16 protein-coding genes are annotated in these 20,358 nt (G+C 48.8%); 7 read left to right on the top strand and 9 right to left on the bottom strand.

Going from position 1 to position 20,358, the window contains the following annotated elements; all coding sequences use genetic code 11:
• Nucleotides 1-377: 377 nt before the first annotated feature.
• The 3 genes from BSZ32_RS11245 to BSZ32_RS20365 form a co-directional block, all read right to left on the bottom strand.
• Entirely contained in the window at nt 378-782 is a 405-nt protein-coding gene (locus BSZ32_RS11245) for a class I SAM-dependent methyltransferase (protein WP_105043499.1), read from the bottom strand.
• 459 nt (nt 783-1,241) lie between these two features.
• On the bottom strand, nt 1,242-1,856 hold the full coding sequence (locus tag BSZ32_RS11240; protein WP_105043498.1) for a DUF2071 domain-containing protein: 615 nt from the start codon (nt 1,854-1,856) through the stop codon (nt 1,242-1,244).
• Complete coding sequence (locus BSZ32_RS20365) at nt 1,853-2,185, bottom strand: DoxX-like family protein (RefSeq protein ID WP_343125945.1); 333 nt, start codon at nt 2,183-2,185, stop codon at nt 1,853-1,855. The genes BSZ32_RS11240 and BSZ32_RS20365 overlap by 4 nt, the downstream gene beginning before the upstream one ends.
• A gap of 285 nt (nt 2,186-2,470) precedes the next feature.
• Between BSZ32_RS20365 and BSZ32_RS11230 the strand changes: the two genes are divergently transcribed.
• The 5 genes from BSZ32_RS11230 to BSZ32_RS18875 all read left to right on the top strand — a co-directional run bounded on the left by BSZ32_RS11230 (nt 2,471) and on the right by BSZ32_RS18875 (nt 8,492).
• The gene (locus BSZ32_RS11230; protein ID WP_105043496.1) at nt 2,471-3,589 is read left to right on the top strand and encodes a phosphoserine transaminase; all 1,119 of its coding nucleotides are present in this window, start codon (nt 2,471-2,473) and stop codon (nt 3,587-3,589) included.
• 287 nt (nt 3,590-3,876) lie between these two features.
• Nucleotides 3,877-5,232 (top strand): oxygen-independent coproporphyrinogen III oxidase, encoded by a 1,356-nt coding sequence (gene hemN, locus BSZ32_RS11225; RefSeq protein WP_105043495.1) that lies wholly within the window; start codon nt 3,877-3,879, stop codon nt 5,230-5,232.
• 240 nt (nt 5,233-5,472) lie between these two features.
• Nucleotides 5,473-6,876, top strand: coding sequence for a protoporphyrinogen oxidase (gene hemG, locus BSZ32_RS11220; protein WP_165788798.1), 1,404 nt, complete (start codon nt 5,473-5,475; stop codon nt 6,874-6,876).
• Between the two features lie 88 nt (nt 6,877-6,964).
• Nucleotides 6,965-7,984, top strand: coding sequence for a ferrochelatase (gene hemH / locus BSZ32_RS11215; RefSeq protein WP_105043493.1), 1,020 nt, complete (start codon nt 6,965-6,967; stop codon nt 7,982-7,984).
• A gap of 121 nt (nt 7,985-8,105) precedes the next feature.
• Nucleotides 8,106-8,492: a hypothetical protein gene (locus BSZ32_RS18875; protein ID WP_165788797.1), complete on the top strand. Its 387-nt coding sequence runs from the start codon at nt 8,106-8,108 to the stop codon at nt 8,490-8,492.
• 398 nt (nt 8,493-8,890) lie between these two features.
• Here the strand turns inward: BSZ32_RS18875 and BSZ32_RS11205 are convergent, their stop codons facing one another.
• Both BSZ32_RS11205 and BSZ32_RS11200 read right to left on the bottom strand, forming a co-directional pair.
• Nucleotides 8,891-11,161, bottom strand: a complete 2,271-nt coding sequence (locus BSZ32_RS11205; RefSeq protein WP_105043491.1) for a DUF7133 domain-containing protein — start codon at nt 11,159-11,161, stop codon at nt 8,891-8,893.
• A 6-nt stretch (nt 11,162-11,167) separates the two neighbouring features.
• Complete coding sequence (locus tag BSZ32_RS11200; protein WP_105043490.1) at nt 11,168-11,926, bottom strand: 3-keto-disaccharide hydrolase; 759 nt, start codon at nt 11,924-11,926, stop codon at nt 11,168-11,170.
• 436 nt (nt 11,927-12,362) lie between these two features.
• Here BSZ32_RS11200 and BSZ32_RS11195 point away from each other — a divergent pair, with 436 nt between their 5' ends.
• Nucleotides 12,363-13,844 (top strand): sulfatase family protein, encoded by a 1,482-nt coding sequence (locus BSZ32_RS11195; RefSeq protein ID WP_105044836.1) that lies wholly within the window; start codon nt 12,363-12,365, stop codon nt 13,842-13,844.
• A gap of 123 nt (nt 13,845-13,967) precedes the next feature.
• Here the strand turns inward: BSZ32_RS11195 and BSZ32_RS11190 are convergent, their stop codons facing one another.
• The 4 genes from BSZ32_RS11190 to BSZ32_RS11175 form a co-directional block, all read right to left on the bottom strand.
• On the bottom strand, nt 13,968-15,002 hold the full coding sequence (locus BSZ32_RS11190) for an endonuclease/exonuclease/phosphatase family protein (protein WP_105043489.1): 1,035 nt from the start codon (nt 15,000-15,002) through the stop codon (nt 13,968-13,970).
• 204 nt (nt 15,003-15,206) lie between these two features.
• Nucleotides 15,207-16,067 carry a sugar phosphate isomerase/epimerase family protein gene (locus BSZ32_RS11185; RefSeq protein ID WP_105043488.1) on the bottom strand — a complete coding sequence of 287 codons (861 nt, stop codon included), beginning with the start codon at nt 16,065-16,067 and terminating at the stop codon, nt 15,207-15,209.
• Between the two features lie 54 nt (nt 16,068-16,121).
• The gene (locus tag BSZ32_RS11180) at nt 16,122-17,168 is read right to left on the bottom strand and encodes a Gfo/Idh/MocA family protein (RefSeq protein ID WP_105043487.1); all 1,047 of its coding nucleotides are present in this window, start codon (nt 17,166-17,168) and stop codon (nt 16,122-16,124) included.
• Between the two features lie 25 nt (nt 17,169-17,193).
• The gene (locus BSZ32_RS11175; protein WP_105043486.1) at nt 17,194-18,804 is read right to left on the bottom strand and encodes a divalent metal cation transporter; all 1,611 of its coding nucleotides are present in this window, start codon (nt 18,802-18,804) and stop codon (nt 17,194-17,196) included.
• A 255-nt stretch (nt 18,805-19,059) separates the two neighbouring features.
• Between BSZ32_RS11175 and BSZ32_RS11170 the strand changes: the two genes are divergently transcribed.
• Nucleotides 19,060-20,214: a substrate-binding domain-containing protein gene (locus BSZ32_RS11170; protein ID WP_105043485.1), complete on the top strand. Its 1,155-nt coding sequence runs from the start codon at nt 19,060-19,062 to the stop codon at nt 20,212-20,214.
• Nucleotides 20,215-20,358: the final 144 nt, after the last annotated feature.

Below are 20,358 nucleotides of genomic sequence, written 5' to 3'. Positions count from 1 at the left end.
GAATGCAAAGATAGCTGTGATTACTGACCACAAAATGATTAAAATAATATGCACGAGCGTTTCTAGGCATTTCCCTTTCCATAACTGAGGAGAATACCGGAATAGCTGCGTGATGAGTCTTGTGAACCAGAAGAAAGATAGCCCCCACAGAATTCTTCTACCCAGTTCTGTATGCAGCAGTAATTCCGCAGAGCTAACACAGAGCAAGCCCATTAGAAACACAGTGAACGCTATGAAAAATGTGTGCACGGTCATGAGCTGACGGTTAACTAGGCTTAGCAATGGCAGCTCACGCTTCCAGTCAAAAATTTTTGGAAACACCGCGTGAATGAAAGCTAGAACGACTAATCCGTATCCTATCAGCTATATTAAAAATATCATAATTTGGTGAGGATAAAGGTTGTTACATATGGTGTCGTTTTTATTTCCTGCTTAACCACAAATTTGCTTTCGCGGAAATTACTCAGCCACTCTTTTTTAGAATGAAAATGAATTGCTCCTAGCGAATAAACTGTAAAATTCTGTATGTCACACAGATGCTCTGTGATGTATATTTCACCATCTTCAGCCAGCGCACGATGAAGCTCGCTTAGCATGGTTATTCGCTCTTCTCTGTCCCGGATTTCATGGAGAGAAAACATGGCGATGATCCTATCCACAGAAACGTCCTCAGCTGGTATCGAGTGAGACGCAATTTTTTCGGTCTCCTCCGGCTGCGGATAAATGGCCCTAGCTCGGGCTAGCGACGCCTCAGTGTGTTTAACAGGATCATAGAAATCCATCGCTCTCAGTCTAGCATGCGGAAAATGATTCCTAAGTATAGGAGTGCTTTCATCAAAGCCTACATTGATATTTAGCCATGTAGACTCTCGGTCTGAAGGGGTATCTCTGACCCATGGTAGTTTATAAAATTTTTTGATAAATCATAAATCCAATGTGAAACAGCTAACGAGACGACCAACGAGTATAGCAGCGCCACCAGACATAGGCCTAATAAAATAGAGAGCCAGCCTGAAAAGATCCATATTGAGGTGAAAATTAGTAACCCTGCTACTAATGCTGTGATGAAAAAGTAAGGGTTAAATCTTACAATATTTAAGACGCCCTGATAACGAGTTCTTTTCATAAAAAAGATTCTGATACGCCTTTTTTCCACTCATAAGGAACATCCCTAACGACAAAGGCATTGGCTAGCTTTATGGAACTAAAACAATATCCCTCAAGAAATGGCACCTCGTGTTCTAGGATTTCAACAGGCGCTGGAGTCCAGTTGTTTCTAACGCCTTCCACGGTAACCATGGTTTGCGTTTCGGCATCATAGCTAAATGTAAATGCATAGGACCCGCAAACCTACGAGCTTGTCGCCAGTCTGGAAATGGTGATTCCCTGGGGAGCTGAGCATTTTCTGACAGACCGCCAACTTTGATCTTAAGCCCCATGTTAGTGGATATTTTCTGCTGTCCATTGGCGAGCTTCAGCCAGTCAATATCGACATGTGAATAGCAATATCGTGTCACTAGATTACCAGTCCTCACCATGAAGTGGGAGTCCGTTTCAGACCCTAGTATATATAAGCCTCTACGCCTTCTACCATCCTCGCCTCTATAACGTACAAATACCCGATACCCTAACAGAGTGGATTTCCTCCCGAGAAATGAGGGGAACAATCGAGGGCGCATTGCTCTAGTTTCTACTAATGCGACAGCTAAGAAGGCAGTTTTCCCCTGATAAAGATCTAGCTCTAGCTGCGCTGGCACTAGCTTGCGAACTTGATCAGCGGGCACGGCATAAGTCAAAACCAGCGACTGATCAAAGTGAGCTTTTACGCCGAATGGGTGTTCTTTTAAGATACTCATATTCGTTTAGATACTCGATGATTGAAATATACGATCGAGATAAACACCCCAGCCCAAACTAGATTCCATCTCGACCACAGCAGCAGATCTTGAGCGATTAAAGACTCCAGTGTGTTCATCACAGCTACGAGTGTGATTTGCGTCCAGACATTCAACTTTTTCCATTTCCCCGACCAGACCCAGGCTGCCATCACCATTTCTGACAGACCTATCATGATCATAAGGTGATGCGCATAATCATGATCTAGAATACGTGCTACAATAGCTTCATGACGTGGAACAGCACCTAGAACTTTACACACAAGTCCGTTTACAAACCAAACGACCAATAACGGCTGTGACAGACTGATATGCGATCGGGGTTCTCAATTTAAAAATGAGTGCTTGGGCTCGAGGCCTTAGTTTGGGAGCAACTCAAAAACTAAGCTCTGTTAGGTGACTCGTTAGACTTAGGTTATCTAGCGTAAATACTCAAGATTGAATTCAGAGTATGATCCTCTGAGAAAAGCTCCCCAATAACTCAATGCTGCCAGAACCCAATGTTGACGCACCTTCACTCAGAGAGTAGCAATTCTTTAGCGCTATAAAATTTTCACTCTTTAACATTCAAGAAAATGTCAAAACCAACTACCAAACCAGAACGCCCATTTTTTTCCTCAGGTCCTTGTGCCAAAAGACCTGGCTATAACTTAGCTAATCTGAACACAGAATGCCTCGGTCGTTCACACCGCTCAGCCATCGGCAAGGCTGTGCTGAAAGAGGCAATCGATAAAACCCGCAAGATCCTCAACATTCCTGATGACTACCTCATCGGCCTGGTCCCTGCATCTGACACTGGCGCCGTGGAAATGATCCTTTGGCACACTCTCGGTGAGCGCGCAGTCGACGTCTGCCACTGGGAATCCTTCGGTAAAGGCTGGCTCACTGACATCACCAAGCAACTCAAGCTCCCCGAAGTAAACGAAATCACAGCGGACTACGGAGTTCTTCCAGACCTCTCTCAGGTCAACCCAGCGAACGACGTCGTATTCACCTACAATGGCACGACCTCAGGTGTGCGCGTTCCCAATGCAGACTGGATCTCAGATAACCGCGAAGGCATCACCATCTGTGACGCCACTTCTGCAGCCTTCGCCATGGATCTCCCATGGGCAAAGCTCGATGTCACCACCTATTCTTGGCAGAAAGTTCTCGGCGGAGAAGGTGGTCACGGCATGATCATCCTCAGCCCGAAAGCAGTCGCTAGACTCGAGTCCTTCAAGCCAGATCGTCCGCTTCCAAAAATCTTCCGTCTCCTCAAAGGCGACTCAATCAATGCTGGCATCTTCCGTGGTGAAACCATCAACACACCATCCATGCTCGCCGTCGTCGACTACATCGACGCACTCGACTGGGCTGAGTCCATTGGTGGACTTCCTGCCATGATCGCTCGTGCAGATGCAAACACAACAGTCATCGATAAGTTCGTGGCTGAGCGCGACTGGGCCAACAACCTAGCTGTGGACCCAGCCACCGCGTCCACCACCTCTGTCTGCCTCACCCTCGATCTCGCTGCCGACAAGGTCAAAGCGATGATCAAGCTCCTCGCCGCAGAGGACGCAGCCTATGACATCGGCGCTTACCGTGACGCCCCAGCTGGACTCCGCATCTGGTGTGGAGCTACCGTCAACAGCGAAGACCTAGAGGCACTCATCCCATGGCTCGACTGGGCCTACGCTGAAGTCCAAAAATAACTTCACGCCCATAAATATTTCCACCAAAGAGGCTTCGTCGATCATGACGAAGCCTCTTTTTTACTCGGATTAAAATGGAATAGAAACAGGGATAGCTTTGCCAAAAACTAGTGCTACGAAGCGTGCCACCATTCTAAAATTATCTCTGAGTGCTGGAGATAGATGACCACAACTTCGCTGCTGGCTCGTAATTTGACTAAGATCACAACTATCACCCTTGCATATCTTGTTCTAGCCAGCACAGGATATGCGAAGCGATATACCCGCTACTGGCACAAATTCCTCGCATGCTGAAACCTGACCTCGGACTCGTTAAAAAATACAACAAACCTGGCCCGCGCTACACATCCTACCCGACAGCGCCACAGTTCTCCGACGCGGTTGACCTCGAAGATCTGCGCCATGAGGCGAGTCTCGAAACAGGCCCACTGTCGCTCTATTTCCATATCCCCTTTTGCCAATCGCTTTGTAACTTCTGTGGCTGCACCAAGATCATCAGCCGTGGCCGCGAGCCAGCTGACGCCTACCTCGACCAGCTAGAGCAAGAGATCGACGTCTACCTAGAAACCTCTCAGCCTGGACGACTCGTCCAGCAACTCCATTTCGGTGGTGGCACGCCGAACTACCTAACTCCCGATCAGATCGACAGGTTCTCCGATTACCTGCACAAGAATTTCACCTTTGCCGACGATGCTGAAATCAGTGCCGAGCTAGACCCGCGCCGCCTCACTAAAGAGCACATTTCAGCCTTCCGCCGTCTCGGAGTCAACCGAGTCTCCTTCGGCATGCAAGACATCCTGCTCAAGACGCAAGAAGCAGTCAACCGCGTGCAAAGCGACGAGCAAAATCGCCAAGCCATCCAATGGGCTCGCGAGGCGGACATCAACTCTCTCAACATCGACCTCATCTACGGGCTCCCCTATCAAACACCCGAAACAATTCGCACCACCATCCGTCACGTCCTCCAATACGATCCAGACAGGCTAGCAATTTTCTCCTACGCCCACGTTCCTTGGATTGCAACTGCTCAGAAAATTCTCGACCGCCACGGGCTCCCCTCTGCCGAGGCTAAAATCAAGATGCTCGGCGTGATCATTCAGGAACTCACCTCCAGCGGCTACCAATATATCGGAATGGATCACTTCGCTAAAGTCGACGACTCTCTCGCAGTCGCTCAGCGCAACAAAACGATGCAGCGCGACTTCCAAGGCTACTCGACATTCAAAGATGTCGAAATCTGCGCATTCGGAATTTCCTCCATTTCTCAGACAGCCAACAGCTACCGGCAAAATGTCAAAGACCTCGAGCAATACACCGCGAAACTGAGCGTCGATCAGTTTCCCACCGAAAAGGGCTACATCCTCACCGAGGACGATCGCATCCGTCGCACCACCATTATGAGACTGATGTGCGACCACTCGCTCGACTACACCCAACTTTCAAGCGATCTAGCAATCGACTTCAAAGAGTACTTCGCGGACGAGCTCCATAGCTTCACTGAAATGGAACGAGACGGGCTCCTAACGACTTCAGACAACAAACTCCAAGTGACTCCACAAGGAACGCTCTTCATCCGCAACATCGCGATGCACTTTGATGCGCATCTGGCCCAATCCTCAGCCCGACACTCGCGTACTGTATGAGGTAAACTAGTAGTAAATTCACCTTTCCGAGCTTTTCACCCCTCTGAGAGAGGCTTATAAAATTCACAGTTTCGTAGGATCAATTAATAAAGCAGGCTGGCATGGGCCGTAGATCTCAACTAACGAGCAAGATTATTAAGAATTGAAGGTAGAGAGGTAGAGAAGTTTAGGTTGCGTAAATGATCGTACTTGAATATGTACTCTCTATCACGCATGCAATATGCAGCGAATTTCCCCATAATGGAACAAAACACAGAACGTAAGCATGTTGCTATCATTGGAGCCGGAATCACCGGGCTCAGTGCCGCATATCATTTACAGCAAGCTGGGCACAGCGTCGTCGTCTTCGAGAATTCCTCCAGAATTGGTGGTGTAATTCAGAGCTCTACTAAGGATGGCTTTCTTTATGAGCATGGACCAAATTCACTGATGGTGAATGACAGAAGGGTTGAAAACCTCATTCAGAAAACAAACTTAAGCTCTGAAGTCCTCGTCGCCAATAAGGCTGCCAACAAACGCTTTGTCATACACCAGGGAAAACTCAACACCTTGCCCAGTTCCCCCGCGAGCTTCCTCACCTGCTCACTCTTTTCTTTCAAGGCTAAGCTCCGCCTTGCCAAGGAGCCCTTCATCGCCAAGCGCCCCGCCGAAGCTGGCGGCGAATCTTTTGCGGACTTTGTCCGGCGCCGGCTGGGACCAGAAATGCTAGAAAAAGCCGCTGGCCCCTTCGTCAATGGCATCTATGCCGGCGACCCTAACAGGCTTTCTACCAATTACGCCTTCCCTCGTCTATTTGCTCTAGAGCAAGAGCATGGATCACTTTTCAAAGGGATGCTCAAGACAGCTCGTGAAATAAAAACAGGCAAGGGCGACACCAATCGACTAGCAAAGCGCGAAATCATTTCCTTCAAGAATGGCATGGAATCTCTGCCCAAGGGGATTGCCGCTCTTCTCGAAGAAGGCACTCTCTTCCTCGACACCAAGCTCGGTGGCATTTCTTACAACAAGAAAACCAAGCGCTGGCACATCGACTGGAAGGGTAAAAATGGAACTATCGGCCAAGGTAGCTTCAGCGATGTCATCATCACCGTGCCAGCCCACAAGTTAGAAGAGCTACCGCTTGAGGAGAAAGTCCTAGATGCCATCTCGCGCGTCCCCCATCTCGACTACCCACCAGTAGCCTCCATGATGTTAGGCTTCAAACGTAGCCAGGTTAAGCACCCGCTAGACGGCTTCGGCATGCTCAATGCTCTCAACGAGAAATCAAAGATCCTCGGAGCGCTCTTCACCTCCACGCTCTTCCCTGGTAGAGCTCCAGACGACTGTGTCACCATCAACATCATGCTCGGAGGCTCACGCACTCCAGAACATGGAAAAATGAGTGAGAGTGCGATGAAAGCCTCAGCCATGGATGAACTTCGCCGCCTCCTTGGCATCCAAGGCAGTCCCGTTTTCAGCAGCCTAGTCCGCTGGGAGAAAGCGATCCCTCAGATCAACATCGGATACAGCTCGATCCTTGAGCAACTCAAACAATGCGAACGCAAGTTCTCAGGTATCCATTTTTCTGGAAACTACCGCGGAGGCATCTCCGTTGGCGACTGCATTATCAGCGGGATCAAACTCACCGAGAAAATTTCTTCCTAACAATTTGCGAATTAGTAAATTCAACCGTAGAACATAGCAGCTAACAAAACTAAAAGGCGTTCAACACTCTTAAAATCACTCACATATTATGGCAAAAAAAGGCGTCATTCTTCTCAATTTAGGTTCCCCAGACTCGACTAGCTTCGAGGATGTTCGAACCTACCTAGACCAATTTCTCTCAGACGATCGCGTACTCGATCTGAATCCGATTTTTCGTAAACTCTTGCTTAAGCTTATCATCTTGCCAAGACGCCCGAAGCAAGCTGGCGAGGCCTACGACAAGGTCTGGACCGATGAAGGATCACCTCTCGTCGTCACCAGTGTCGCACAGCAAAAACTGGTACAGGAGAACACGGACACACCCATCTACCTTGGCATGCGCTACGGTAATCCATCGACCGAGTCGATCGTCGCCGAAATGAAAAAAGATGACATTGACGACCTCATGATCATCCCACTGTACCCACAGTATGCTATGTCCAGCTACGAATCCGCAGTGGTCGAACTAATGGAACAGCTGCGTGCGCAAGGAATGGCAGAGATCAACACTGTCCTCGTTCAGCCATTTTACAAAGACCCTCAGTACATCGACGCTCTCTGGGAATCCATCCGACCTAGCTATGAAGGATCTGGAGCGCATCTGATGATGTCCTTCCACGGCATCCCCCAGCGCCACGTCCAGAAAACTGACCCGTCTCACGACCATTGCCTCAAGACAAAGGACTGCTGCAACACTCCGCACCCAGCGCATGCTACTTGCTATAGCCACCAATGCTATGCTGCTGCCTACGCGCTGATGGCTAAGGGCGGCCTGCACCATGACGATGTCACGATCTCGTTCCAATCTCGTCTACTCAAAGATCCATGGCTCAAACCCTACACTGATTTTGAAATCGAGCGCCTCGCTAAAGAAGGGGTCAAAAAGCTTAAAGTCATCTGTCCTGCATTCATCACAGATTGCCTAGAAACTCTCGAAGAAATTGCGATGGAAGGCAAAGAGCAATTTCTTAGCCTTGGTGGTGAAGAATACGAGCTTATCCCATGCCTCAACACCCACCCTGCGTGGATCAAGTGGCTCAACGATAAGATCGAGCGCTGGGAGACTTGATCCTCAAATTTTGCAGATAATCAGAAATACCTTCTCTTTCTCGGTTTGTGGGGTTATGGCTGTACCTCTAGCGAGTGTGGCAACCACAATCAAGTGAGCCACCTCAAAACTACACACAACTATGAAACTCAAATCTATCCTCCTCTGTGCTGCATCTGCTGCTGTAATGGTTTCTTGCGAAGAAGCTAAGAAAACTGTTTCCGATACTGCTGAAAAGACAACAGTAGCTGCTGAAAAATCAGTTAATACTAAAACTGAAGTCATCGTTACTGACACTGCTGCACCTGCTGCACCTGCTGCACCTGCTGCACCTGCTGCACCTGCTGCAACTGCTGCAACTGCTGCAACTGCTGCAACTGCAAATATAGCTAAGTCTGCCGCTACTGATGCAGTCAATAGCGTAACTAAAGCAACTAAAGACACAGTAGATTCAACTACAGAATCTGCAAAAAAGTCCGTTGATGACGCTGTGAAAAAGGCAGCTGGTTCACCCATTCCAGTTAAGTAACTCTCTCTCTCAGAGAACTCTTTAAAGTAAAGCCCACATTGCCATCTCCCGGCATTGTGGGCTTTTCTATACCCCGCTGGACATGGTAAAAGGTATAGCCAGTCATTCAGCTACCCATCAGAGCGTACTCGCCTTTGATTTTTTCTGTGGTCCAGCTTATACCATTTGAATAGTTAGAGTGGATCAATAGCGAAACAAGATGGTGAGAGTATCGAGGCAGGAGGAGGAGGACGCATAGCGAGCTATGCAACTGACTACTAACGAAGCTAATATAGCTAGATTGTTTCGCGCTCTCAAAATCAGCTCCGCTGCAATTACAAAGAATTAGAACAACTCTATTGATCCAGTATAACTGTGAAGATGGTATTAGCTAAGTTGCTCACTCGGAAGCTGGGCAATTATTTCATCAACTCGGCTTGCGTATAATTCTTGGTACGGCCTTTTGTCTCAGCTCTCACTTTTTTGACTAGCTCTGCTTTCACGACGCCGCCTTTGTTGCCTTTCATATAACGAAGGTAGGTCATAACACACGCTAAGTCTTCATCCGTCAGGTCAGAGCGCTGGACAAACTTCGGCATAGCTTGCGCAGCTTTGAAGGGAACTCCATTTACTTTGATTGGGCCTTCGAGACCGTGCAGAATGACTTTCGCTAGCCTGCTAGGGTCACCATTGACCCAATCTGATGGAGCAAGGGGTGGGAACAAGTCAGCTTGCCCTTGGCCCTCCATGCCGTGGCAGGCCATGCATGTAGCACTTCCTAGGTAGAGCTTCTTTCCGTGATCGTATCTTGCTTGGGCAGACTTCGGCACTTTCGGTGCCTTTGCCACGTTTGATTTGTCTAGAGATCCTCTAGCGAGCTCTAATAGCTTCGTCAGGTTCTTATCCTTTGGTTCACTCCAATCTTTCGATAGCTGGAGCTTGCTGCCGAGCCCACTGACATAGGCTGCGGCTAACAAACCGACTTGTTTCGAGAATTGAGCGATCAGTTCTTGAGCTCTGACGTAGCCTTGCTCAGATCCAAGTCGGCCTAGAGCATAGACTACTGAAAGAGCAGATTGTGATTTGGGCTGGAAGGCTAAAATTTCTTTATCGATTGGGCTGTCAGCGAGATGAGCTAGCTCAAGCGCCGCGGCATTCAGCTCAAAATCATCGGCCTCAAGGCAATGCTTAAGAAAGCTTACTGAGATTGATCCAGTGGACTCATACACCCAAAGGGCGTGGAGTTTGGCATGTTCTCCAGAAAGCTTCGAAAGGGCCGCCTCGGTAAACGCCTTTTGCTGAGCTGGATCTTGCACTAGGCCAACTAGTAACCTCTGAGCGGTATCTCGCACTGTGCCGTTTTCATGTGATAAATAAGGGATCAGCTCATCGACAGATTTACCAGAAAGTTTTGGCGCTTTATTCAGTGGATTCTTAGCATATCGAATACGGTACAACCTCCCATTGTTAGACATTGACTTGTCGAGCTTTCGACTGGCGTACTGCTTCCTGAGATAAGACGTCATGTACGCTTTATGCTGAAGTAGGCCAAAATACATATCGATAATCCATAGCGAGCCATCTGGCGCGGTATAGACGTTGACTGGCCGAAACCATTCGTCAGTGGATGCGAGAAACTCACTCTCCTCGTAACGAAACTTTCCTTGCAATTTATTATCAGCACCACGGTCTAGATCGATCAATTTAACCAAGAAAGCACCGGGCTCAGTCGTGATCCCTGAACCATAATAAGATTCTGGAAAGTTTTCACCTCTGTAAATGGCCATACCTGCAGCCGCTGTCGCGTTGACTAACTTTCCGTCTTTATCCAAGGTTCCCTTTTGGTAGGCTCTGTTCAAACCTGGTGTCATCCGAATAGGAAACACTTTGTTCGATGTCGCCCGATTAGACATTCTGTACTTAGGCGTGAAGCTTGGTATATTTCTAAAAAGGTTTGGCCGGTACTGATCACCGACCAGCAAGGTGCTGTTGTTGTTGTGAAATAGTCTACCAAAGTCATCTTGAGCAATGCCCCACTGCCCACGAAAGGCAGTTTTCTGCATCACCCATTTGCCATTGATTCTACGGAACCGCTTATCAGACTTCGCGCTGTAGTACCAGTTATCACGTGCTAGGAGTAGGCCGTTTGCTTGGTGTTCAGCATTGCCTCCCACTGCGTAACTAGCGTCGATCACCTCAGGTTCACCGATAGGCTTGAGCCCATTACGTTTGATAAATTGTAGCTTTCCGGAGCTAGCAAATAGTACTCCATCGGTGGTTACCGCGACAGCGCGCGGCATGACTAACTTATCTAGAAAGACGGTAGATTTATCTAACTTCCCATCTCCCGTAGTATCTTCGAAGACTTTGATTTTTCCCGTTGCCAACTCCTCATGGTTACCGTCGAGATCCACCATGTATTGAGTCATTTCCACCACCCAAGCTCGGCTACCTGCATCAAAGGCCAAAGCGACGGGCATATTGATTTTTGCATCCTCAATGATCGGTTCTATCACAAATCCATCAGCCAATTGGAATGACTTGAGCGCATCAGCTTGATTCAGTAGTGGTGAAGGTGGAATCTTCGATGCCGGTATTGGATCGTGCTGGACTTGTCCTTTTTTGTCCCCTTGCTGGGCATAACAAAAGGAACTACCAGCCAATAGAATGGAAATGATTCTGCTAAACATCAAAGTCTATTTTCCTTTGGTGGTCGATTGAATCGGCTTTAGCTGGATGTTTTTCCAACGCACGTTACAGGATTTCCCACTGTGCACTTGAAGTCCGAAGAAGCCTTCGCGTGTGTCGTTCTTCTTGTCTTCATCGATGAGGTCGACGCGCTTTTCACCATTGAGCCAGGTCTGAATATGGTTTCCCTCACAACGAACCACGATGGTGTTCCAATCATCCCACTTAAAAAGTTTCTGCCCTTGCTTAGTGAATGCTTCGCGCTTTTTGGCTTCCTCATCGCCACCCTTTTTCACTGGGAAAAGCCAGCCACGACGGGCTTCATCATAGATCCCCGCTGTCCAGCTACGGCCAGTGTTATCTCCTTCACATTGGTAGCCGAACACGCGACCATTGCCATCGTCCGATGGTTTTTGATTCGCCCGAAACATCAAACCAGAATTACCTGTCCAATCGTCGAATTTGAACTCAAAAGTGAGTTCGAAATCCGTGTATGTCTTCTCAGTGCGTAGAAACGTATTGCCTTTGACATTCTCACCAAATCCGACAATGCAGCCATCCTCTACTTTAAATTGGCCATTACCACCGACAATTTTCCAGCCACTCAAGTCTTTGCCGTTAAATAGCGCGATTGCTTCATCGAGCTGTGTCGCCTTTTGCTCAGTTGGAGCCTTTGATTCTGCGAATGCAGTAGAGCTCGATGCTGCGACAAATAGAACAGCACTAAAGGCGAAGCCTACTTTGTGATTGAGTGAGGATATGGTCATTACTCAGTATACTTAACCCATAAAGAATTTATAGCAAACACTTCGCATTCCTGCTTCACGTTTTACGACAACCCAGAATTTTTCATGCAGCCGCATTCCTCCCTCTCAGCCCAGAGGATTTTTTCTTAAATGTCGAAGCTGAACATTTTGGCCTAACCTGCATGCCTCCTCGCACCGGTCGTTCGCTTCTGATGCAATTCGAGTCGCCCTTCTTTTATTTTATAGAAATATCCCACAAAGCTATAATCCACCTCACTCCCCCCTGCTTGAGAGCAAGTTTATTAGCCAGATGTAGAGGAATGCGCTTGCTGAGCTGAGTGAGTACAGACAGTTTGAATTTAGCTGGTTTATTTATCACCTGGCCGTTCCTCAGTGGGGCGGCCGCCAGCTACTTCCTAAAAATTAAATAGCCTATGGAATGGCTGTGATATATTTCATGAAATTTATACCTTTATTGACGATAGCTAGTGCGGTGGGATTAGTTTCTCTACGAGCAGCAGACAAACCTAACATCATCTTCATCTTTGCCGATGACATGGGGGTGGGCGATGTGTCACATACCACTGGAAAAGCAGCAACTCCTGCGTTGGACCGTTTAGCTAAAGAGGGCATGCGCTTCACTGACGCACACACGACAGCATCGGTTTGTACACCATCGCGTTACGGCTTGATCACTGGTCGCTATAATTGGAGAACTCGACTGCAGAAGTCGGTTTTCTTCACTCCACATGATAAGCCCCTTATCAAAAAAGGAGAGTCAACCGTGGCGTCATTGCTCAAAGAGAATGGCTACAACACTGGGGTGGTAGGGAAGTGGCACATGGGGATTGGCTGGCAATTCAAGCCCGAGAGCAACCCAAAATCTGAAGACGGATGGGATGTTGATTATTCCAAACCCGCAGTCACCCCCACCGCGAATGGATTTGATTATTTCTATGGAATCCAAGCCTCTCTCGATATGGCCCCCTACGTCTACATTGAGAATGATAAAGCGGTGGCTATTCCCACAGTGACCAAAGCTTTTTTCCGAAAAGGCGCCGCCACGCAGGACTTCGAAGCCAACCAGTGTCTGAAAGTATTTGCGGGAAAGTCTGTTGATTTCATCAATCAGAAAGCAAAAGAGGATAAGCCCTTTTTTCTCTACCTTCCACTGACCTCGCCACACACACCCATTGTTCCAAGTAAAGCTTGGTTAGGTAAGTCGAGCATCGGCAAGTATGGCGATTTCCTAATGGAAACTGACTGGGTAGTTGGCCAGGTGTTAGAGGCTTTAGATGAAAATAAAATCTCAGAAAACACGCTGGTTATATTCTCAACAGACAACGGATGTTCGCCAGCAGCGAAAATTGGGGAGCTTGTGAAAATGGGGCACAAGCCGAATGGCGACCTGCGCGGTCACAAGGCTGACATCTACGAAGGCGGACACCGTGTTCCTACTATCGCCCGTTGGCCAAAGGTGGTGAAGGCTGGTTCAAAAACTCAAAGAATCACCTCACTCGTAGACTTTTATGCGACCTGTGCCGATATCGTAGGAGCTGAGCAAAAGGTTACAGAAGGAGTTGATTCAGTTTCATTTTATCCAACTCTAGAAGATCCAGCCAAAGTAGACCGTGCTCCTATCGTGATGCACTCTATTGGAGGCATGTTTGCTATCCGCCAAGGCCTGTGGAAGCTTTGCTTCTGTGGTGGATCTGGTGGTTGGAGTACTCCGAGAAAAGCTAAAAAGGGTGATCCAAAGTGGCAGTTGTTCGATCTAGAAGCTGATCCTGCTGAGACGACTAATCTGTACACAGAAAACCCAGAAAAAGTAGAACAGCTCCACGCCTTGATGAAGCAGTACATCCAACAAGGAAGAAGCACTCCGGGTGCGGCTCAAAAGAACGATGCCGAAATCGTTCTCATTAAAGAGAAGGGGTAATGTTCGGCTTCCGTGAACTGCTATTTAAATGCCGAACATGACATAGATCTTCTGATCCAGAACCTTCACCACTCAGTTCCAGGGGCGGGACTCTGAGCGGGTAAACTCGCGTGTTTCATCGCTTCATTTGAGATCCATAAAAACTGGCAGATGGTCTATTTTTTCATGGCGGCCTTCTCGGCTTAACAGTATGGCCTCTCGCTCGACTCCATACTGAGCTAGGGTTTTCTCCGGAAGAATCAGGCTATTGAATATAAAAGTCTGTTGAAGCTCCATAAAGCCCTTGGGTGCCAGGATGTGGTCAATTGTTCTGGTCGGTGGTTGAGGAGTCGATGTGCCGACTGTCCCGGACCAAGCGACCTCACCATAGGTCCCTCTGGCCTTGGAGCTCAACTGTCGTGGCCTTGGGTTGTGGAAATGGCTGAGCTTGCCGTCTCCCTCCACTGCATCCCGGGCCAATTTAGCGAGGATGTTGTAGGGTCTTTCGCTAGGAAGGCTGTTAAAATCACCACAGATCATAATTGGGGTTTGCTTGGGAATCTCAGGGTGCTCGCCCTGGCGAACCGAATCGATGAAGTCCAAGGTCCGTGTCGCCTGCTTGATTTGCACTTCCTTGGGTTTCGTGAAGAAGTGTAAATTGATCATCAAGAGATCGGCACCCACATCGTCTGGTAGATTGATCAACGCGGCCATCCCTCGGGCGTTTCGGATCGACCCGGACCAGAGGATCGGGTAGCGACTCAGCACCAATCGGCCTTTGCTATCAGCCGCGGCATGCCAGGTTTGCCCCGTGATTTTGGCGAAATGCTTACCGATAGCTTCAGCCGTGGTATCCGCTCCGTCTTCTTTACTGTAGATGATTTCCTGCATGGCCCAGATGTCCGCATGCGCCTTGGGTGCCCATGCAGAAAACCGGTTCAAGCGCGCCTCACCATCAATGCCTTTTCCATCAATCCACTCGCTGGTTCTGACCTCGCCATTATCCCGAGGGAAAATCGAGGTCCAATACCCATTGTAAGAGACAACTCTGAGCCGAGTGTTTTCCACCCTATGAATCCCCTTGGACAACGCTTCCGTAGCGCCATCAATCGGCTTGGATTTTGCACTCATGCAGAAGCAGAGCCCAATGAAAAGAATGCTGGCAAACAGTTTGTTCATTTAGGGATATGGTTACTCTAATAGCCCTCTCCGCAAGACTATTTCGTTGAAATGGGCTCAGCCATCAACACCTGTGTAGCTTCGAGTATTGATTCGACGCTCCAAACAAGACAAAGGCATCTTGCTCTATTGCCTAGTCCAGTTTGGCTTGCCGTGATCTGGTGTGCCGTATCCTAGAGACTCCACATTTTATGACAACACGCGCTACTCGCTGGTCATTTTTTCTAGAGCTCTGCCGTAGTCGACGTAACTTTGGTAGCATTGGTCCCAGTCCACGCTATCGGATTTGGCATGGAAGACAGTGGCGACATGAGGCTCGATAGCCACAAAACCTTGATAATTTGAAGCCTTGAGATCGGCCATGATCTGTTCCACGTAGCCCTGCCCTTTACCGGGGAAAACGTATTCAGGCTCAACACCATCGCGCAACGGATTGAAGCAATCTTTAATGTGCACATGCACGATGTGCTCCTTCACGTCTTGATAAAACTGCCAAGCATCTTGCCACGGTTGCGGCTCGCTCATAGATCTATCCCGTTGAAAAACTGGGTTGCCTGTGTCAAAAATGAGCTTCATTCCAGGCACCTTCTCGACAAGATCTAAGGTATGCTGACTACTGAATCCTCCGTAGTTCATGCAGTTCTCGTGAGCAACCGTGATCCCAGCGTCTGTAAATCTCGCTACAATCTCGCGGAGCCTTTTGACCCTTTCGTCAAGGTATTGCTCCTCTCCCCAAGGCTCTTGAGCGTAGGACATCACGCGAACGATCTGGGTGCCAAGTTTGGGCATACGATCGATGCAGCGTTCGATTTCGCCAATCGTAATGTTAAAATCAGAATGAATCGACTTTGCCCAAGTTCCAATGAGGGAACCAAATTCTGCGATCTTGATATCAGCTTCAGCCAATTGCTCTACCGCATTGTTAAATGCAGCATCGCTGAGGTCGTGGATGTTTTTCCCATCGATTCCGCGTGCTGAAATATACTGCCATCCCAGCTCCTGTGTCGCTTTGATTTGAGTAGCGAGGTCTTTTGCTGCTTCGTCAGCGAATCCTGTGAGTTTCATGAAAATAATTCTATTATGTATGACTATGAGCTTTTGTGAGAACAATCCCTCAACTTAGAGGCTCACCCATGCGCCGTCGTTACGCGCACTTTCATAGATAGCACAGATCACTTCAACAGCTTTTCTGGCTTCGTAGCCACTTACTGTGCAAGGGCGTCCTTGTTCGATAGACTCTACCACCTCTTCGAAGTTTCTCTGATGGCCTGTGAAGTTAATCGCGTTGGGGTCGTTAGCTCCCAAGCCAGCTTCCTCTCCGCCGACCATAAGGTTTGCGTGAACATAGCTGTCAACATCTTGCGCTTCCGCAAAGTCCCAGACTTTAAACTTCTCGTCAGCAAGGAATGCGCTGCCTTTATCCCCACAGATGTTCACCTCAGCTGGGTGTCCAGTGGAGGAGTAACAAGCGGTCGACCCTTGAATGACGCCTTTAGCGCCATTTTCAAATTCTAAAATAGCGACTGCTGTGTCTTCAACTTCGATGTCTGTGTGTGCCAGACACGCCATGCTTGCGGTGAGTCGTTTGACTGGTCCAATGGTGTGGATAAGCTGGTCGACAATATGAACAGACTGATTCATCAGTGCTCCACCACCATCTAGTGCCCATGTGCCACGCCACCCTGCTGAGTCATAGTATTCTTGTGATCGGAACCATTTGACGGAAGCTTCTACTAGAGAGAGCGTGCCAAAGCGTTTTTGATCGACCGCATCCTTCAGTACAACGACCGACTCATTGAAGCGTCGGTTAAGAATCGCGGCTAGCGTGACCTTATTTTTCTCCGCCGCTTCAATCATAGGAGCGATGCGTTCAGGTGTCACCTCAAGTGGTTTCTCACAAATAACATGCTTGCCCGCATTCAGTGCTGCCATTGCGGGCTCCTGGTGGGTGCCTGATGGTGTGCCTATCGTGACTATTTCAAGCTCTGGATCGGCCAGAAATTCCTCCATTGTAGCATAGCTCACGATGCCGTTTGCTTCCGCGTATTCAGTCGCACGCTCAGGGCTACGATCAAAACAAGAATGGAGAGTTCCCCCAGCCATCGCTTCGATCGCTTTGGCATGAAAGTTTGCGATCATGCCAGTTCCTATAATTCCAAATTTCATAATATATTCTTTTTTGAGATTTACTCTATGCTGCTTTATTCCGCTTCAAGAAGCCAAGAATTCCAATAACTGCGAGCGCTCCGAGTCCGGCCATACCGATCATTCCTGGAACTCCTTTAGCGCTGAGTGCCCAGATCGATGCGAACGATGCCGCACCAGCTGAGATGACCATGAGTAGATTGATCAAGCCTCTGCGCTTCGGAAGCTCGTCGCCCAATGCGGACTTAGAGTTCATCAACAGCAGAAAGGCTAAGTACGCGATCGGCAGCAAGGTTGTTGCTATCACCGATGCGGGGACTGCCATAGCAGCCTTGGCATCGCCACTCCAAAGGTAAGGTGAGAAAAGCCCTGCAATTGCTGGCATCGAGGCTCCTAGTACGAAGTACTTCGAGTTGCCGACTTTGTTAAATGCTTCGCTTATCGCGTAGCCGTTCATCATCATGTGAACGAGTAATGTGGAGACCGCCATCGCTAAAACGCCAATTCCAAAAATAACTTGAGCATTCTCGCCGAGGAAGGGCTTCAGTGAGGCTGCTAGGTTTTTAGCCCCTCTGTTCGCTAGCATCGCGGCGAGTTGTTTTTCTTCTAGTGCTAGTCCTTCACGATGGACGGCTTTAGCTTCTACGTCTAGTTCGGCAAAACCACTAACGTCGTTCTGAAGACGCTTATCGACCACCTTGTAATACGCACTTTCCATTCCTGGGAGTGGCTTACCGTCAGCGGTGATCATATCGGCATGCTTGGCGTGAAATGAAGCCGCTGAGGCGATGACGAGCGCTGAGGCTCCAAGGACAAATGGCACAAACAAACCGAGCATGAGATCATAGCGCGAGAGTTCGCGGTGCGGTTTTCCCCAGCCTTTTTTCTTAAGTGAATACGGGAGAAGGAAGGTCATGTTGATGCCCACTGCTGTTCCGAATGCTGCGATAATTTTACTGCGCTGTTCTCCAGTAACGTACTCGGTCCAGTAACTAGCGCCATCACCAGTAGCTGAGATTGCCGCTGCTATCTGATCGGTGGGTCTAAAGAGTGCTGTAAAATCTGGGATAAGCCCTGAGAATAGGCTGCTCCACTGCACGGCTCCCTTGGAAATAAGGGTCACGACCACTGCCATGAAGCAGAGGACGATTATGCCGACTAGGGCTTTTAGAATATTATCAATGAGCGCTGCTGCTTTCGAGTTTTTCTGAGATATACAGATCAGAGCCATCGCTAGTACGAATAATGAGCCGGTGATGACATAGGGGCCAGGGGTGAATCCTAGATTATCCTCAATCGCACCTCGACCTAACGAAAATTGGGCGGCACAGAATACGGTGTCCGCAATAACGGTCGCGATCAGCCAGCCCCATGCAAGAGTGGGTGAAACTTTCTTTTCCATCACGCGGAATGGCCGCTCATCACAGGAAAGTGTGACGTAGCTGATAGCTGATAGCATAACAATGCCACAGAGCATCGCGAGTGGTTGCAGCCATAAGAACTCATAGCCACCAATCACTCCCAAATAAAGCGCGCCCACCAAGGAACCTCCGCCCAATGTCACAGCGGCCTGAATCCAACCAGGACCAGACATCTTGCCATAAATGGCGAGCTTCGTGCCAAATCCACCTTCTTTTGCTCTCGTTAAATCATCCATTATCGTTGTGTCTTAAAATTGCCGATCATTCCATCAATGAAAACATTCATCACGGTGGACTCTGACAGCACCAGTTGGCGCTCAAAGTTCAATTGGTCTAGCGTGCGTGAATCCTGCACAAGAGCATGTCGACAAGCAATCACATGCTGCGCATCGGATCATTACATTTAACGACAATTCATTTTCTGTTGACTTACACCAGCGCAGCTGTGATCACATCGATATTACGTCATTCAAATTTCAAATCACGACACCTTGAAAACTACCCACCAAAAACTCAAAATCCTCTTTCTTGGTGAATCATCTGGTTTCATTTCACGTGAAATCCTCAGAGGCGTACTCTCAATGCGCACCGAGGGCTTCAACTGGGACATCCGCTGTATCCGACCATCTATTACTGCCGAGGAACTGGAAAAGCACCGCAAACAAGCTGGCTTCGACGGAATCATCGCGCGCGGACTGACACCTGAGTTAGCCCGCTCCATCGCTCAACTCAACACCCCTTGTATTTTCATCCGAGATACTGAAGATGAATCAGCCGAGTACATCAACGGCCCGCACGTAGACGACCAAGCCATCGGTCGATTGGCTGGCGAAGAATTCAGCTTACTCAATCTAGGCTACTGGGGCTTCGTCCACTGGGACGACGTAGTGTGGTCCGATGCGCGTAGAAAATCCTTTCACTCCTACGCCACAGCCAGAGCAGTGAACAATGAGACCCTTACCCTTTCTGCCGAAACGCGCCATAGCTGGGCAGCGGTCGAAGCTATCGCCGAATGGTTGGCCCCAATCCCCAAGCCCTGCGGGATACTGGCATGTAATGACCAAGCGGGCATCGACGTGATCAATGCAGCTAATAAATTAGGCCTCTCCATCCCAGATGAGGTGGCTGTCATCGGCGTGGACAACGACAGACTTCTTTGTGAAACAACGAGCCCATCGCTCAGCAGCATTGATCTCAGGAGCGTGGACATCGGCCGCGCTGCAGCCGTTGCTTTAGCCAAAGCTATGGGAGTTCTCGAACAAGACGCCCCCAGCATGCTGCAACCAGCAAAGACAGTGGTTCGCGAATCCAGCCACGAGATCAACAAGTCGATGCTCACCTACCAAAAATCTCTCGATTATCTAGCGGCCCAGTCGCTCAAGGGCACTAGCGTCACTAAACTTGCAAGCGCCTGTGGAGTATCACGGCGCGGACTCGAAAGAGCATTTGAAAAATGCACCGACACTAGCCCTGCTGCATTGATCCGCGAAATGCGCATCAATGCCATCACTACCTTGTTACGAGATAAGTCCTCGACGATTGAGAGCATCTCACAACAAGCAGGTTTCTCTGAAGCCTCTGGGCTCTCGAATTTCGTCAAAAGAATGACAGGCAAGTCTCCAGGAGAGTTCCGCAGTGACGACTAGTAGCAGCCCTCGCCCCCCCCCTCTACCCCTTTTAATCCCTTAGACTTACGACTTAGTAGCAAGCCACACTTTGATTTTGCTTGGAATAGGGCTAGATTCAGTCCACCACCGCTTCGCAGCAACAACGTGTTGCAAAGCCAACCA

Origin of the sequence: Rubritalea profundi, from assembly GCF_002954445.1 — a bacterium.
In the GTDB taxonomy this organism is placed as follows: Bacteria; Verrucomicrobiota; Verrucomicrobiia; order Verrucomicrobiales; family Akkermansiaceae; genus Rubritalea; species Rubritalea profundi.
Note: the sequence above shows the minus strand (reverse complement) of the source record. Positions and strands in the feature narration are given on the sequence as shown.

Coding starts and splice junctions, on each gene's coding strand:
- BSZ32_RS11245 (WP_105043499.1), bottom strand. CDS start 782: ATGGATTTCTATGATCCTGTTAAACACACTGAGGCGTCGCTAGCCCGA.
- BSZ32_RS11240 (WP_105043498.1), bottom strand. CDS start 1,856: ATGAGTATCTTAAAAGAACACCCATTCGGCGTAAAAGCTCACTTTGAT.
- BSZ32_RS11230 (WP_105043496.1), top strand. CDS start 2,471: ATGTCAAAACCAACTACCAAACCAGAACGCCCATTTTTTTCCTCAGGT.
- hemN (WP_105043495.1), top strand. CDS start 3,877: ATGCTGAAACCTGACCTCGGACTCGTTAAAAAATACAACAAACCTGGC.
- hemG (WP_165788798.1), top strand. CDS start 5,473: ATGGAACAAAACACAGAACGTAAGCATGTTGCTATCATTGGAGCCGGA.
- hemH (WP_105043493.1), top strand. CDS start 6,965: ATGGCAAAAAAAGGCGTCATTCTTCTCAATTTAGGTTCCCCAGACTCG.
- BSZ32_RS18875 (WP_165788797.1), top strand. CDS start 8,106: ATGAAACTCAAATCTATCCTCCTCTGTGCTGCATCTGCTGCTGTAATG.
- BSZ32_RS11205 (WP_105043491.1), bottom strand. CDS start 11,161: ATGTTTAGCAGAATCATTTCCATTCTATTGGCTGGTAGTTCCTTTTGT.
- BSZ32_RS11200 (WP_105043490.1), bottom strand. CDS start 11,926: ATGACCATATCCTCACTCAATCACAAAGTAGGCTTCGCCTTTAGTGCT.
- BSZ32_RS11195 (WP_105044836.1), top strand. CDS start 12,363: ATGAAATTTATACCTTTATTGACGATAGCTAGTGCGGTGGGATTAGTT.
- BSZ32_RS11190 (WP_105043489.1), bottom strand. CDS start 15,002: ATGAACAAACTGTTTGCCAGCATTCTTTTCATTGGGCTCTGCTTCTGC.
- BSZ32_RS11185 (WP_105043488.1), bottom strand. CDS start 16,067: ATGAAACTCACAGGATTCGCTGACGAAGCAGCAAAAGACCTCGCTACT.
- BSZ32_RS11180 (WP_105043487.1), bottom strand. CDS start 17,168: ATGAAATTTGGAATTATAGGAACTGGCATGATCGCAAACTTTCATGCC.
- BSZ32_RS11175 (WP_105043486.1), bottom strand. CDS start 18,804: ATGGATGATTTAACGAGAGCAAAAGAAGGTGGATTTGGCACGAAGCTC.